The organism is Haloarcula amylolytica JCM 13557 (genome assembly GCF_000336615.1).
GTDB classification, from domain to species: Archaea; Halobacteriota; Halobacteria; order Halobacteriales; family Haloarculaceae; genus Haloarcula; species Haloarcula amylolytica.
On the sequence record NZ_AOLW01000046.1, the window covers coordinates 1 to 14,304 of the forward strand.

General features: G+C 65.7%; 13 protein-coding genes. 6 read left to right on the top strand and 7 right to left on the bottom strand.

Annotated elements, in window-relative coordinates; all coding sequences use genetic code 11:
* The first annotated feature begins 461 nt into the window (after positions 1–461).
* Together C442_RS16150 and C442_RS16155 are read left to right on the top strand one after the other, a co-directional pair.
* Complete coding sequence (locus C442_RS16150) at positions 462–1,298, top strand: endonuclease III domain-containing protein (RefSeq protein ID WP_008312323.1); 837 nt, start codon at positions 462–464, stop codon at positions 1,296–1,298.
* Between the two features lie 119 nt (positions 1,299–1,417).
* Positions 1,418–2,731, top strand: a complete 1,314-nt coding sequence (locus tag C442_RS16155) for an MFS transporter (RefSeq protein WP_049943058.1) — start codon at positions 1,418–1,420, stop codon at positions 2,729–2,731.
* Positions 2,732–2,843: 112 nt separating this feature from the next.
* Here C442_RS16155 and C442_RS16160 read toward each other — a convergent pair whose 3' ends face one another.
* Both C442_RS16160 and C442_RS16165 read right to left on the bottom strand, forming a co-directional pair.
* Positions 2,844–3,875 (bottom strand): aldo/keto reductase, encoded by a 1,032-nt coding sequence (locus C442_RS16160; RefSeq protein WP_008312327.1) that lies wholly within the window; start codon positions 3,873–3,875, stop codon positions 2,844–2,846.
* A gap of 62 nt (positions 3,876–3,937) precedes the next feature.
* The gene (locus tag C442_RS16165; RefSeq protein ID WP_008312328.1) at positions 3,938–4,357 is read right to left on the bottom strand and encodes a disulfide bond formation protein B; all 420 of its coding nucleotides are present in this window, start codon (positions 4,355–4,357) and stop codon (positions 3,938–3,940) included.
* Positions 4,358–4,474: 117 nt separating this feature from the next.
* Between C442_RS16165 and C442_RS16170 the strand changes: the two genes are divergently transcribed.
* Entirely contained in the window at positions 4,475–4,777 is a 303-nt protein-coding gene (locus tag C442_RS16170) for a hypothetical protein (RefSeq protein ID WP_008312330.1), read from the top strand.
* A gap of 99 nt (positions 4,778–4,876) precedes the next feature.
* On the opposite strand, the gene hpt is transcribed toward C442_RS16170, so the two are convergent.
* Together hpt and C442_RS16180 are read right to left on the bottom strand one after the other, a co-directional pair.
* Positions 4,877–5,425, bottom strand: a complete 549-nt coding sequence (hpt, locus tag C442_RS16175) for a hypoxanthine/guanine phosphoribosyltransferase (protein ID WP_008312331.1) — start codon at positions 5,423–5,425, stop codon at positions 4,877–4,879.
* Between the two features lie 107 nt (positions 5,426–5,532).
* Complete coding sequence (locus C442_RS16180) at positions 5,533–7,056, bottom strand: phytoene desaturase family protein (RefSeq protein ID WP_008312332.1); 1,524 nt, start codon at positions 7,054–7,056, stop codon at positions 5,533–5,535.
* A 148-nt stretch (positions 7,057–7,204) separates the two neighbouring features.
* On the opposite strand from C442_RS16180, the gene C442_RS16185 reads away from it, so the two are divergent.
* The 3 genes from C442_RS16185 (at position 7,205) to C442_RS16195 (ending at position 10,369) form a co-directional block, all read left to right on the top strand.
* Entirely contained in the window at positions 7,205–8,269 is a 1,065-nt protein-coding gene (locus C442_RS16185; protein ID WP_008312333.1) for a Brp/Blh family beta-carotene 15,15'-dioxygenase, read from the top strand.
* A 79-nt stretch (positions 8,270–8,348) separates the two neighbouring features.
* On the top strand, positions 8,349–9,545 hold the full coding sequence (locus C442_RS16190; protein ID WP_049943059.1) for a GNAT family N-acetyltransferase: 1,197 nt from the start codon (positions 8,349–8,351) through the stop codon (positions 9,543–9,545).
* Between the two features lie 104 nt (positions 9,546–9,649).
* Positions 9,650–10,369: an aspartate/glutamate racemase family protein gene (locus C442_RS16195; protein WP_049943060.1), complete on the top strand. Its 720-nt coding sequence runs from the start codon at positions 9,650–9,652 to the stop codon at positions 10,367–10,369.
* Positions 10,370–10,434: 65 nt separating this feature from the next.
* Here the strand turns inward: C442_RS16195 and C442_RS16200 are convergent, their stop codons facing one another.
* The 3 genes from C442_RS16200 to C442_RS16210 form a co-directional block, all read right to left on the bottom strand.
* Positions 10,435–11,811: a hemolysin family protein gene (locus C442_RS16200; RefSeq protein WP_008312338.1), complete on the bottom strand. Its 1,377-nt coding sequence runs from the start codon at positions 11,809–11,811 to the stop codon at positions 10,435–10,437.
* Between the two features lie 56 nt (positions 11,812–11,867).
* Positions 11,868–13,457 carry an oleate hydratase gene (locus tag C442_RS16205; protein ID WP_008312341.1) on the bottom strand — a complete coding sequence of 530 codons (1,590 nt, stop codon included), beginning with the start codon at positions 13,455–13,457 and terminating at the stop codon, positions 11,868–11,870.
* Between the two features lie 119 nt (positions 13,458–13,576).
* Positions 13,577–14,221 carry a helix-turn-helix domain-containing protein gene (locus tag C442_RS16210; protein WP_008312344.1) on the bottom strand — a complete coding sequence of 215 codons (645 nt, stop codon included), beginning with the start codon at positions 14,219–14,221 and terminating at the stop codon, positions 13,577–13,579.
* Between the last annotated feature and the right edge of the window lie 83 nt (positions 14,222–14,304).

Below are 14,304 nucleotides of genomic sequence, written 5' to 3' on the forward strand. Positions count from 1 at the left end.
GTCGTTCGAGGAGTTCATCAACATGCTGTGCCGAGCAGCGTGGACGGCCCTCGCTGTGCGTCGGGCCGTCCCCGCGAATAGGCCACCTGACGATCGGTTCCACCGATAATCACCGATCGAGCACGCCTCTTCGGGAGTGGCAACACTGTTGCGTCGGCGGCTGATCGCCGCCGACAGCGACAGCTCCATCCACCCTCAGCGAAGATCGACCGCTACAGACGGCTCATCGAGACAGAAGAAGTGACTCAGATCGGATTAGTGGGTGACGCTTTGTGAGGTACTGANCAGCGAAGATCGACCGCTACAGACGGCTCATCGAGACAGAAGAAGTGACTCAGATCGGATTAGTGGGTGACGCTTTGTGAGGTACTGATTCTTCCTAGCCACCGGCGTCCGACGAACCTGCACTGGTGCGGAATTTCGGGGCAGGCGTTTTGGGTTCGCCAGCCCTGACATCGACTATGAACGACGAGGAACCAGCGGAGAACATCAGCGGCGGGACCGCTGGCGGGGGCCAGTCAGCCACGTTCGACCCGGAAACGGCTGGGACGCGGGCCGAAGCTATCGTGGACCGCCTCGGCGAAATGTACTGGACGAAGACCTACGGCGGCCGGGACGCCTTCGAGTGTCTTGTTCGGACGATTCTCAGCCAGAACACCTCCGACAAGGCGAGCCAGCCGGCCCACGACGAACTGATGGCGCGGTACGGGAGCGACGGCGGGGACGCGGACGGCGAGGGAGACGCCGACACCGACCTCGCCCGCGCGCTGGCCGACGCCGACCAGCCCGAACTCGCCGAGACCATCTCCTCGGCCGGGCTCTACAACCAGAAATCTGAGCGCATCATCGCCCTCGCTCAGCGTATCTGCGAGGAGTACGGCGGCGAGGCCGGGTTCGACGAGTTCGTCCGCGACAGCGACCCCGAGGCGGTGCGGTCGACGCTGCTCGACATGAACGGCGTCGGCCCGAAGACCGCCGACTGCGTCCTGCTGTTCGCGGGCGGTCGCGGCGGCGTGTTCCCCGTCGACACGCACGTCCACCGCATCGCCCGCCGGATGGGACTGGCCCCGCCCGACGCCGACCACGAGACTGTCCGCGAATATCTGGAGCGCGACGTCCCTGCGGCGAAATGCGGCTTCGGCCATACGGCGATGATTCAGTTCGGCCGGGAATACTGTAGCGCCCGGAAGCCCGCCTGTCTGGACGACCCCGACGCCTGCCCGCTGGCGGGTCACTGCGACCAGGTCGGCGTGTATCCGGCCGCTGATGAGATCACCGACCCATCGGAAACGGTCTGACGATTCACAGTACCCTGCAGTACTATCGTTGGGTGCTGATATCTGCGCTCTCCTATCAAAAATTGTACTGAATCGCGTTTCAGGAAGTGCTTTAGTCCCCCGAAAGTGACAACGTCCGTATGTTCGGACCGGTATCCGACCGTGGGTTAGTGCGCCGGTACTACCTGTACCGTGCCACGATTTCGGTCGGATTCATAACTCCCATTTTCACCTTGTTTCTCCTGCGAACACTGACGTTCACACAGGTCGGCGTCCTCTCTGCGGTCTGTTCGGCGCTGTCAGTCGTCGGCGAGATACCAACAGGCTACGTCGGTGACAGGCTCGGGCGGCGTGCGAGCCTCCTCCTCAGCGTGCTGTTCACCGTTACCTCACTCGCAGGCTTCGTTCTCGCTTCGGGGTTCCTCTGGTACGGCTTCCTCTATGCACTGTGGGCGCTGGCGCTGACGTTACGCTCGGGGAGTATGGATGCGTGGCTGTACGATACACTCTCTGAACGACTCGACAGCGGGCAGTTCAGCCATATCCGCGGCCGGGGTGACGCGATGCAGAACTGGACTGCGGCAGTCTCAATGGTTGTCGGTGGCCTGCTATACGGGCTGGACCCGATCTATCCGTTCGTTGCTGCGGTCGGCTTCAACAGCCTCGGGTCCATTGCACTGCTTTCGTTGCCGAAGAACCGGCAGTACGCAGACCAGGGTGGTGACGCTGACTCCGGCGACCGTCTCGATCCGCTGGAAACCGTCGCCGTCATCCGCACGCATCTGGCTCGACCGCCGCTCCGGGCACTGATACTGTACATCGGACTGTTCTATGCCGTGTTGAGCGTTTCTCACACCTACATCCAGCCGATGGCGGTCGAGACGCTGGGGCCGTACGTCGCCGCTCTCGGCGTGCAGGTCCCCGCTGGTGGTCCGATCGCGGCGGCGCGAGCGGGCGAGGCCGGCGCGGCGCTCGCGCTCGGACTGGGTGTGCTGTACGCCGCCCTGACAGCAGTCTCGTCCGCTGGCGGCTACTACGCCGGCGCAATTGAGGCCCGTCTCGGCGTCCGCAAAGCCGTGATCGTCGTGCCAGCCCTGACGGCTGTCGCGCTCGTGGTACCGCTGTGGATTGCGCTCGTGGCACTACCGACGTTCGCGACGATACGAACCGCAAAGCCGCTGGTCCAGCCCATCGCCAACGGGTATATTAACGACCATGTCGAGGCGGTCGGGCGGGCGACGTTGCTCTCCGCGGTCTCGATGTCGTATATGGCTCTCCGGACGCCGCTGGCACTTGCTGCTGGGGTGGCGGCGGATGCAACTACGGCGACCACAGCAGTTGCGGCGCTTGGCGGCCTGTTTCTCGTCGCTGGCGGCGCAGTCTGGCTGTTCGGGACGATTGCACCTGAGGCAGTGACTGCGTCCGGTGACAGGGCCAGCAAATCGGCATCATAGAGCCGTCAGCAGTCGGTCAGGGTTCCGACCCGGCCACGATTAGATCGAACGCTCCTGCGAACGACAGCGGACCGTCCCGACTACAACGCGGTTCGATCAGTTTGTATCCCGATTACGCCCGGTGGCCCCAGCGCTCGCCGTCCTCGGCGTAGCGTGCGCTCACAATCCGGTTAAACTGGTCGTCGGACAGCGAGATGTCGGCCGCGCCGACGTTCTCGTCGAGCTGGTCGACGGTGCGCGCGCCGACGATAGGAACGCAGGTGACGTCCGGCTGTTCGATGAGCCAGCGGAGCGCGACCTGCGCGGGCGTGGCGTCGAGTTCGTCCGCGACGGCGCGGAGCTCGTCGAGGACGTGCCAGCCGCGCTCGGAGAGGTAGAAGTCCTCGAAGCGGTCGGACAGCGAGCCCCGCGAGCCTTCCGGCCCTTCGAAGGCCGTCGGGTCGTCGTCGTCCGTGCGCTCGTACTTACCCGTGAGGAAGCCGCCGGCCAGCGGCGAGTACGGACAGACGGCCATGTCCTGGTCGGCACAGACGTCGAGGTAGTCCTTCACGTCGTCGCGGTAGCCGGCGTGGAACAGCGGCTGTGTCACCTCGAAGCGCTCGTAGTCCTCGACGTCGCTCTTCCAGAGCGCCTTCGTCAGCTGCCAGGCGGCCATCGTCGACGCGCCGAGGTGGTGGACCTTGCCCGCGCGGACGAGGTCGTCGAGCGTCGACAGCGTCTCCTCGATGTCGCTGTGCTCGTCCCAGCGGTGGATATAGTAGAGGTCGAGGTAGTCCGTGTCGAGACGGTCGAGCGTGCCTTCGATTTGCGCGCGGATGTGCTTGCGGCCGAGACCAGAGTCGTTGGGGCCGGGCTCGCCGCGGCCGTCGAAGGGGAAGTACACCTTCGAGGCGATGACGAAGTCCTCGCGGTCGTAGTCGTCGAGCCAGTCGCCGATGTACGCCTCGCTGGTGCCGTTGGGGTTGCCGTAGACGTTGGCGGTGTCGATGAAGTTGATGCCCCGCTCCCACGCCGCGTCCAGCAGTTCGTGGGCTTCATCACGGTCAGTCTCGACGACGCCGCCGGTCTCCCGGCCGAAGCGCCAGGTGCCGAAACACAGCTGTGAAACCGTCGTTCCGGTCGAACCGAGTCTGGTGTATTCCATACCGGAGCCACGCGGGGCTACCCGAAAAAGGGGTTTGGTCCCGGCGAAGGCTGTCCGGTACTCTACGACCGCTTCACGGACGCCGCGACGACCAGCCCAGTCACCAGCACGAACGCCACCAGCGAGAGGTTCGGCACGGTCAGACCGAGCACCCGGTACTGGATCTGCGCGCAACTGACCGCCCCGATGCCGCAAGTCGTCTGGCTCACCTGCAGCCAGGAGTGGTAGGCCGCGATGGCGGCCCCCGGCACCGCCAGCGGCAGCGCCGTCCGGACGACACCGGGACGGTTTTCGACGGCGGCGATGCCGAGAACGACCACCAGCGGATACATGAGGATGCGCTGATACCAGCAGAGCCGACAGGGCGTGAGTCCGAGGCCCAGCGAGAGATAGAGGCTGCCGGCCGTCGCAACGCTGGCGACGACAGTCGCGGCGGCCAACAGGAGCCGAGGCCGGTCGGAGACGAAGCGGAAGTCGACCACAGGAAAACCGGAGTCTGCCGGCGGAAAAAGCGTTCCGAGAGCCAACCTCTTACCCGGCACCCGCCTGACCGGCTCGTCAGCGCTCGCTTTTTCAGTCTCCCCGCCGACAGCCAGCGTATGCCCGACGATTCGGACCCCGAGGCGAACCTCGAACAGTGGAAGTCCGCGATGCAGGAAGAGCACGCCGACGCCATCGCGAACCCGGACCCCGACGAGTCCCACCAGATCGAGGGCGTGGCACAGGTCACGTATCGGGTGACGTTCGACTACGACGCCGCGGACGACGCGCTCGAACGGGCCAGCGCCGAGGAGGTCGACGACCTGACTGACCCCGAACTGCTCTCCTGTGCGTGTGGCGTTCGCGGGATGACGCCCGAGGAAGCCCGAGAGCACATGGCCGCCGCTGTCGAACGAGAATAAGCCGGCCTGAACTGCCGGCTCATACTGTTGGCTGTAACTATTTTAAGATATTCGCCACCCCGGGTGGCGAAATTCTTTACAGACTTACAGCCGACAGTATCAGTCGTGGATAGTGACGCCGTTCTGGTCGACCGAGATGTCGAGCAGGCTGGTCACTTCGTAGTCGGTGTCGTCGAGCGCCGACTCGCCCTGTTTCCGGAAGACGACGACGATGTCCGAGATGTTCGCCCCGATGTCGTCGAGCGCCTCACAGATGGAGGCCATCGTCCCGCCGGTCGAGAGCAGGTCGTCGACGATGAGCAGGTCGTCGCCCGCCTCGATGTCGTTGATGAACATCTCCGATTCGGAGTAGCCGGTGGTCTTGTGCAGCGGGACCTCGTCGTCGAGGCCGTAGGAGCGCTTGCGGATGACGACGAGCGGGATATCCGTCTGCAGTGAGAGCGCGGTCGCGATGTGGATGCCCATCGCCTCCGGCGCGACGATCTTGTCCACGTCGAGGTCGGCCGCCCGCGTCACGCCGACGACGACCTCGCGGAGGAGTTCCGGCTCCAGCATCGGGACGCCGTTGCTGAGCGGGTGGACCAGGTAGGAGTATCCATCCTTGTCGATGATCGGGGCCTCGTGCAGCGACTCGCGGAGCTTCTCCATGCCCCCGTTACCTGAAGCGGGACAATAAACCGTTCGAGGCTCCGCCGCGGTGTGTGCCGCGATAGCGCACTGTGAGCCGTCCCACGAACTGCCACTCGGTCGCGGCGTCAGTCCGCCGTCGAGGCCGAGCGGTCCCGTTTCGTCTCGAACGGGCTATCCTCGATGATATCGCGGGCGGTGTGTTCGCCGCTGATGAGGCACATCGGCATCCCGATACCGGGCGTGGTGTAGGCTCCGGTGTAGTAGAGGCCGTCCAGGCCGGCGCGGTGGCCGGGGCGGAGCGGCCCGGTCTGGAACAGCGTGTGGGCCAGCCCGAGCGCCGTCCCCTGCGGGTCGCCGAAGCGCTCGGCGAACTCGCTGACACACGCCGATTCCTCGACGACGATGCGGTCGCGGAGGTCCACCCCAGTCTGTTCGGCGAGGTCGTCCAGAACGAACTCCCTGTATTCCTCGCGAATCACGGGCCCGTCGTCGAGTCCCGGCGCGATGGGGACGAGGACGACGACGGCGTGGTGGCCGTCGGGGGCGACCGTCTCGTCGGTCTTCGACGTGACCGAGAGATAGTAGGCTGGGTCGTCGGGCCACGCCGGCCGGTCGAATATCTGCTCGAAGTGGTCGTCCCAGTCCGTCGGCAGCACCAGCGAGTGATGCGCCAGCGGACCCACGTCGCCTTCGACGCCGAGATACAGCATGAACGCCGACGGTGCGTAGGTCTGGTCGTCCCAGTAGTCCGGGTCGTGGTCGCGGTCTGCAGGGTCCAGCAGATTTCGTTCGGTGTGGGCCGGGTTGGCGTTGCTGACCACGATGTCGGAGGCCACGACACCGTCGTCGGTAGTCAGTTCGAATGCGCCCGCTTCGCCGGCGATGTGCTGGACCTCCGTCCCGGTCTGGATGTCGACGCCGAGTTCTTGCGCCAGCGACCCGAGACCGTCGACGACGCCGGCAATGCCACCTTCGGGGTAGAACACGTTCATGTTCAGGTCGACGTGGCTCATGATGCTGTACAGCGCCGGGGTGTTGTGTGGTGCGCCGCCGAGAAACACCAGCGTGTATTCGAGCAACTGCCGGAGCTTCGGGTGGTCGACGTAGCGGCTGACGTAGTCGTCCATCGACCCGAACAGCCGCGCCCGCGGCGCGAGCGGGAGGAGGTCGGTGTCGACGTAGTCACGCAGTCGTTCGCGGCCCTCGTAGACGACCCGGTCCATCGCCAGTTCGTAGTTCCGCTCGGCCCGTTCGAGATACTCGGCCAGCGCGTCGCCGGCCCCGTCCTCGTATGACTCGAACACCTCGCGGGCGTTCTCGCGGTTGGGCCGCATCGTCACGCGGTCGCCGTCCTTCCAGAACACCCGGTACTGGGGGTCCAGCCGCTCCAGTTCGTAGTAGTCCGCGGGCTCGCGGTCGAAGTGCCCGAAGAAGCGCTCGAACACGTCGGGCATCAGGTACCACGACGGGCCGGTGTCGAACCGGAAGCCGTCGCGTTCGAGGACGCCCGCGTGGCCGCCGAGGCGGTCGTGGCGTTCGAGCAGTCGCACGTCGGCTCCGGCGTCGGCCAGGTAACACGCGGTAGAGAGGCCGCCGAAGCCGCCGCCGACGACGGTCACCGTCCGGTCGCGAGGGAGGCCATCACGCATAACAGCCGCTAGCGACTATGACTGAAAAAGGGTTGCCTGGATTCTCAGGACCTCATAACAGACATTTCTTAATTAACCCACTAGCCAGTTCCCAGTTCGCTGGAATCGCTTCTTTCGTTTATTATGAGCTTTTCCCTAGCCTCGCCATATGCGAACGATCAGCTTGGGGTCCGTCTGGCAGCGGCATCGGGACACCGACCGCCATCCGTCGCTCTGGCTCTCACGGGCGAGCCTGCTGGTACTCGCCGTCTCCTTCGGTCTCCTCGGCGCTGTCGGCGTCAGAGTCCCGCTCCGGGCCCAGATGGTGGTGTACCTCGTCGGGATGGTCGCGCTCAATCTCCCCCACGGCGGGTACGAGCACTTCGAGAACCTCCGGCGCCGCCGCCCCGCCTTTCGCTGGCGCTACGTTGCGGTGTATCTGGCGGCCATCGGCGGGTTCGTCGGCCTGTTCCTCGTTGCGCCAGTCGCCGGCCTCGCGCTGGCGCTGACCGTCGCGATGGCGAAAGGCGGGCTCGGCGGCCTGCAGGTGCTGGAAGCCACGAGCGGCACCGAGCACCTCCGGACACGGTTCCAGCGCGGGCTCGCAGCGGCCGTCCGCGGCGGCGCGGTGATGCTCGTCCCCATCGTGTTCTGGCCGGAGACGTTCCACGCGTTCAGCGCGCTGATGGTCGGGCTCGTCGAACCCGGGGCACTCTCGTCGTACGCGGGCTCGTTCGACACGACCCGGGTCGTCATCGGGTCGGGCTACGGTCTCGCGCTGGTGACACATATCCTGCTGGGCTACGTGCGCGGCGGCGGCCGCTCCTGGCTCGTCGACGCGAGCGAGTCGCTGCTGCTGGCAGCGTACTTCGCGTTCGTTCCGGTCCTCGTCGCCGTCGGCCTGTACTTCCCGTTCTGGTACTCCGCCCGACAGGTGGCGCGGACGGCGTCCGTCGAAAAAGAGCCGGTCGGCGACGAGCGCTGGGACCTGCTCGGCGGCGCGGACCCCTCGACCGTCGCACTGCGCGCCTGGGTCGTCCTCGTCGGCGGGGCGCTGGCCACCTTCGGCGTCCTCGTCGCCGTCTACTGGGCGTTCCCGAACCCACTGGGGACGAGCGACCTGCTCCCCGGCGCGGTGGCGTTCTGGAGCGTGTTCATCAGTATCGTCGCGCTCCCGCACATCGTCGTCGGGTCGGTCCTCGACCGTGACCGGGGTATCTGGTACGTTCCGTGACGGCTCAGTACTCGGGGACGGCCACGGCGTCGGTCCACAGATGACTAGGTTTCTGTAGCTGGCGAACACCTGGGACGGTATGTCCGAGTTGCGCCCCGTCCCGGCGACTGACCGCGAAGCCTGCCAGCGGATGCTCCAGTACGCGTTCGCGCCCGAAACGGGTCCGGTGACGCCGGAGCCCGATAGTGACTGGCCGCCGTCGCTGTTCGACCAGCGAGGCCTCTACGACGACGACAGCCTTCGTGCGGTCTGCAAGCTCTACTATCTCGACACGACCGTTCGCGACGAAGCGGCGACGGTCGGCGGCCTCGGCGCGGTCGCGACGCCACCAGAATACCGCGGGCAGGGATACGCCGCCGACCTCTGTCGGCACGCCTTACACGAGTACCGCGAGGCCGATGTCGGGTTCGTCACCCTCTGGCCGTTCTCGACGCCGTTCTACCGACGCCTGGGCTGGGGAACGGCGAACACCTACCACCGCTACGACCTGCCGCCGTCGGCGCTCCCGGACCACTCCACCGCCGGACAGCTGGTCCGCCTCGACGCCGACGACTGGGAGCGGCTCCGTCGGGTCGAGACCGCTTCAGCCGCCGGGGCGGCGCTCTCGCTCCGCCGCTCGGAAGCGTGGTGGCGCGAGCGGACGCTCGCCGACTGGGACGACGACGGCGTCCCGTACTGCTACGGCTACGAACGCGACGGGGACCTCCGTGGGTACGTCGTGTACACCGTCGCGGATGACGCGGACCACACGCTCTCGGCCACACAGTTCGCGGCCGCCGACGAGGAGGGTCGCCGCGCGCTGTTCGCGTTCCTCGGGACCCACGGCGCACAGATAGAGCGCGTTACACTCCAGTTGCCACCCGACGCCGACCTCCTCTATCGCGTCGACGACCCCGGCGCGGTCGACTGTACCGTCGAGGCCGGACCGATGGTGCGGCTCACCGACATATCTCATCTCGAACGTCTCGACTGGCCCGACGCCGACCTCGCCTGTACCCTCTCGGTCAGCGACCCGCTGCTCGACCGCAATGACGGCTTGTTTCGGCTGACCGTGGAGAACGGCTCGGCGAGCGTCGACTCGGTCGCGAACCGGAACGAGCCGCCGTCGGCCGACGCGTCGGTGGATATTGCGACCCTCTCCCAGCTGGCCGTCGGGACCCATGGCGTCGACGCCGCCGCGCGAGTGGCCGGCCTGGAGATACGCGACGACTCGGTTCGGGACCCGCTCGCTACCGTGTTCCAGTCCGAGCCGGTGTATCTGGCCGAGTTCTTCTGAGGGCGTACCCCAGGCCAACTCCTCCTAGTCGACGCTCACTGGCGAGCTTGGGGGCGGAACCGCTAAGCGATCTCGCTGGGAAGGGCCTCCTGAGTGTCACCACGATGCCACTAGGCGAGATGCAGACAATCGGCGTCCTCGGCGGGATGAGTAGCGAGTCGACGCGGACCTACTACCGGCGTATCGACCGCGGAATCAACGACGCACTCGGCGGGCACAGTGCAGGCGATATCGTCATCCGGAGCGTCAACTTCGCCGCCATCGAGCAGTGTATCCGTGACCAGGCCTGGGACAGCGCCGCGTCAATTCTCGTTGATGCGGCGCTGGACCTGGAGGCCGCCGGAGCCGACTTCGTGGTGATGGCGACGAACACGATGCACCGGGTCGCGCCCCAACTGGTCGAGGCACTCTCGGTGCCGTTCCTCCACATCGTCGACGTGGCGGCGGAGGCGATCCGTGCTGCGGGCATCGAGACCGTCGGCGTCCTGGGGACGGACACTGTGATGTCGGGGGCGTTCTACCACGACCGGTTCGCGTCACACGGCATCGAGACGGTCGTCCCCGACCCGAGCGCCCGCGAGGATGTCGACCGGATTATTTTCGATGAGTTGACCGCCGGCGAGGTGCGCCCCGACTCACGAGCGCGGTATCTCGACGTCATCAACGGGCTGGTGGAGGCGGGGGCACAAGGGATTGTCCTCGGCTGTACCGAAATCGAACTCCTCGTCGAACAGTCGGACTGCCCCGACACGCCACTGTTCGACACGACGGCGCTGCACGTCGAGCGAGCCGTTGACCGAAGCCTGGCGGCCGTCGTGGACTGATTCCCTTGTAGACGGGCGGCACTCCGTGACTGGCCCTGTTCTCGTCACCCGGGTCTGGGACCGGCTCAGTCGGTGGTCGGGGTGTCGCCGTCGTTCGCTCGAATCCGAACCGTCGAGATACGGGTGCCGTCGACGCTTGTCACCTCGAACGCGTGTCCGGCCGCTTCGGCGGTATCGCCGACTTCCGGCGCGCGGTCGAGATGGCTCAGTACCAGCCCGCCGACGGTTTCGACTGCGTCGCTGTCGAGGTCGACACCGAGGGCCTCACTGACTGTCGACAGCGGGACGCCGCCGTCGGCGTCGTAGCTCCCGTCGCTTCGCTTGCGGATGGCGTGTTCGCGGCCGTCGACGTCGAACTCGTCGCGCAGGTCGCCGACGACGGCCTCGACCACGTCCTCGATTGTCGCGATGCCTTCGAGCGACCCCCATTCGTCGATGACCGCGGCCATCTGCCGGCGGTCTTGCCGGAACTGCAACAGGAGGTCGTTGATAGCGGTCGTCTCCGGGACGACCGGTATCTCGTGAGCGATATCGCCGGCAGTCGTGTTTTCGTTGCCTTCCTCGCCGGCCCGTAGCACGTCCTTGACGTCGATGAATCCGACGATCTGGTCGCTGTCGTCGGCGTCGACCACCGGATAGCGAGTGTGTCCCTCGTCGAAAACGACTGCCCGGATATCCGACAGCGTGGCGTCGGCCGGCACGCTCACGACGTCGGGGCGCGGGACCATGACCTCTCGGACGACCGTATCATCGAGGTCGAACACGCTCTCTATCATGGCGACCTCCGCCGCGTCGATGTTCCCCTCTTCGCCGGACCGGGCCAGCACCCGGCGTATCTCACGCTCGCCGAGCGTCTCGTCCGTCTCCGAGGCCGGCGGGACACCAAGCAACTGCGTAAAGGCGTTCGCCGAGCCGTTGAACACGACGATACCGGGATAGAACACGTAGTAAAACAGCTTCATCGGCGGCGCGAGCAACAGTGAGAGCCGCTCGGTCTGTGCAATCGCGAACGTCTTCGGCGCGAGTTCGCCGAAGACGACGTGGAGGAAGGTGATGATGGTGAACCCGATCGCGAACGCCACGAGGTGGAGGAGGCTCTCCGGCAGTACCGGGGCCAGAACAGGTTCCAGCAGCGCCGCCACGGCGGGCTCACCGACCCACCCCAGCCCCAGCGAGGCGAGCGTAATCCCGAGCTGGGTCACCGCGAGGTAGTTGTCCAGGTCCGCCATCACTGCCTGAAGCGAGCCTGCGCCGGCCTTCCCCTCGTCGGCGAGCTGTTCGACAGAGGTGCCGCGAACGCGAACGAAGGCGAACTCCGCGGCGACGAAAAAGCCGTTCAGTCCCACGAGTACCAGCGCCAAGACAAGCTGTGCCGCCGAGAGCGCGAGGTTTACCATCGCAGCCTCCGGACGGCGAGCGGCGGTGTGTTCATACACACCCATCTCCGTCACCATACTAAAGTGCTGGAATGTCCGCGCCCGTACCGCCGTCGACTCCCTCAGCGGTACGCGGCGCGGACAGTGTCCGCGATGACACCGGGCTTCCGGTAGTGTTTGGTCACCGGGGGGACTTCCCGGTCGAGGTCGAGCATCTCGTAGACGGCGGTCATCGCCGACCGGACCGAGTACTCGACGGTGAACACCACGTCCCGCGGCTGTTCGGCGTACTGTCCGAGGAACGCCAGATTGTTCGACCCGTCCGGAACGACCTCGGGCCGGTCACCGGGTTCCCGGGGCTGGAAGTGCGCCGTGATGAACGGCATCATCGCCGGGATGCAGGTCACGTCGTCGAGTATCTCCGGGAGCCGTTCCTCGCACTGCAGGTGGTAACACAGCTCCTGGAGGATCTCCCGGCCGGTGCATTCGGACATCGGTTTCTCCACGTAGTTCCCTTCCCGGTCCGGGAACAGCGCGTAGCCCCAGAAGACCTTCACGTCGTCCGGCTGGTTCGCGAAGTGCGGCTGGCCGGCGACGACCGTCGACAACAGCCAGTTCGACCCGAGGTAAGTGACGAGCCCGTTGCCCGGTTCCTCGTTCGTGAAATCCACGATGTGGTCGAACAGCTCGGTGTTGTGCAGGGTGACGGTGAACGACTCCCACTTCGTCTCCGTGACGTTGTCCGCGAACACCGACGGATCGCCGAACTGTGGGTTGTCCTCAGCGATAGACTTCCACAGCTCCCATGACGCGCCGGTTTCGTTCAGGTCGGGTACCTCGTCCATCCCGCCGACTGACGAGCCGTCGGTCATCGACCCGTTCGTCACGAACACGAGGTCGGACGACTCGACCGGGACCGATTCCGTTCCGCTGTCGGTTTCACAGTAGAGCCGCTCGACAGTGCGTCCCGTCCGCGACGGGACGATGTCCATATCCGTCACTTCGTGTCCGTGCTCGAAGGTGACGCCCCTGTCTTCGAGCCAGCGCCGGAGCGGGAGAATCATCGAGTCGTACTGGTTGTACTTCGTCCGGTCGATACCCTCCATGGTGTGCAGGCGCGGGAACTCATGCAGGAACCGGTACATGTACCGCCGGACTTCGGCGACGCTGTGCCACGGCTGGAACGCGAAGATCGTCGCCCAGACGTACCAGAAGTTCGTCTCCAGGAACGACTCGTCGAACCACTCCTCGATGCGCGTGTCACCGAGTCGCGGTTCGGGCGTGAGGAGCAACCGAGCTATCGACTGCCGGTGCTGGCTCGTCAGTCCGTACTCGCCCGCGTCGATTCGCTCGCCCTCGTGCATCAGCCGCGTTTTCGCGTACGAGGGGTGCGCTTCGTTGAACTCGTCCATCACGTCTTTGACCGAACGCGAATCGTCTTCGAGCGACGGAATCGTCTCGAAGAGGTCCCACGTACATTCGTACGTCGGGTAGTTGAACATCCTGCCGCCCCGGATCAGGTAGCCCTCGTCCGGGTCGCCAGCGCCGTCCATCGCGCCACCGACGACGTCCAGCTTTTCGTAGACATGGATGTTTTCGCCGGGCATATTGCCGTCCCGGACGAGGAACGCCGCGCCAGCGAGAGAGGCAATACCGCCGCCGACGAAGTGTGCGTCGCGATCAGTGACGTGTGGGTGCTGGTGGATGGTCATATTGGGTCACCGTCATGTAGTGCTACGCAACCTCCAGCCCTAACCGTTGCCAACATATGTCCAGCAATTTATAAGAGGGGGCGTCTCGCCGGAACCGCTCCGCTCCGGCCGGCCTGCTGTCACTGCTCGGAGCTGGCGATCGTGTGGTCGATCAGCTGGTCCGTTCCACGTCGGAGGCGCTCCGAGATCGCGGACGTGGTCGCGTCGAGTTCCGCCGAGAGTTCCGTCAGGTCTGCCCCGCGAGGGACGGCGAAATAGCCCAGTCGATGGGCTGCCAGCAGCGCCTCTCGCTGCGGGGCGGTGAGTCCGTAGTCGTCGCCGCCGTGTTCCGTCTCGCAGAGCCGATGCGGGCGGAACGTGACACTGCTGGCCTGACAGGTGTCCCGGAACGCTTCGAGGTCTGCTCGGTCGGCGAACTGCGTGCTCACCTTCCACCCGTGTTCGGTCACGAGCGCACCCATCGGATACGTCTGCCGGTCGACGAGCTGGGTGTACATCTCGACGTAGTCCGTATCGAGGACGACCCGATAGCGGGACTCGACGATAGCCGAGTCCATGGCGACAAACTCCACGACGGACTCGTCGCCGAGCAACGCCGATTCGAGGGCATCCGGTTCGACGCCCGTCGCGGAGAACACGAGTGCCGGCTCCGCGGTCGTTCCCGAGACGACGGTGTCGACGATCAGCCGGGTGTCCAGTTCGGCAGCGACCGCACATAGCGGCATATCCGCGGACTGCAACTCGAACTCACAGATGACGCTCATATGTGTTGCTCGCCCGACCAAAATAAAGGCGTACTGGGGATTCCCACGCGCCGAAACCGACCGGCGAGGTCGGAGCCGCTCGA

What these genes read in the sequence shown, in the direction of transcription:
- C442_RS16185 (WP_008312333.1), top strand. Translation starts at nt 7,205, where the DNA reads ATGCGAACGATCAGCTTGGGGTCCGTCTGGCAGCGGCATCGGGACACC.
- C442_RS16200 (WP_008312338.1), bottom strand. Translation starts at nt 11,811, where the DNA reads ATGGGTGTGTATGAACACACCGCCGCTCGCCGTCCGGAGGCTGCGATG.
- C442_RS16210 (WP_008312344.1), bottom strand. Translation starts at nt 14,221, where the DNA reads ATGAGCGTCATCTGTGAGTTCGAGTTGCAGTCCGCGGATATGCCGCTA.
- C442_RS16180 (WP_008312332.1), bottom strand. Translation starts at nt 7,056, where the DNA reads ATGCGTGATGGCCTCCCTCGCGACCGGACGGTGACCGTCGTCGGCGGC.
- hpt (WP_008312331.1), bottom strand. Translation starts at nt 5,425, where the DNA reads ATGGAGAAGCTCCGCGAGTCGCTGCACGAGGCCCCGATCATCGACAAG.
- C442_RS16195 (WP_049943060.1), top strand. Translation starts at nt 9,650, where the DNA reads ATGCCACTAGGCGAGATGCAGACAATCGGCGTCCTCGGCGGGATGAGT.
- C442_RS16160 (WP_008312327.1), bottom strand. Translation starts at nt 3,875, where the DNA reads ATGGAATACACCAGACTCGGTTCGACCGGAACGACGGTTTCACAGCTG.
- C442_RS16190 (WP_049943059.1), top strand. Translation starts at nt 8,349, where the DNA reads ATGTCCGAGTTGCGCCCCGTCCCGGCGACTGACCGCGAAGCCTGCCAG.
- C442_RS16155 (WP_049943058.1), top strand. Translation starts at nt 1,418, where the DNA reads ATGTTCGGACCGGTATCCGACCGTGGGTTAGTGCGCCGGTACTACCTG.
- C442_RS16170 (WP_008312330.1), top strand. Translation starts at nt 4,475, where the DNA reads ATGCCCGACGATTCGGACCCCGAGGCGAACCTCGAACAGTGGAAGTCC.
- C442_RS16205 (WP_008312341.1), bottom strand. Translation starts at nt 13,457, where the DNA reads ATGACCATCCACCAGCACCCACACGTCACTGATCGCGACGCACACTTC.
- C442_RS16150 (WP_008312323.1), top strand. Translation starts at nt 462, where the DNA reads ATGAACGACGAGGAACCAGCGGAGAACATCAGCGGCGGGACCGCTGGC.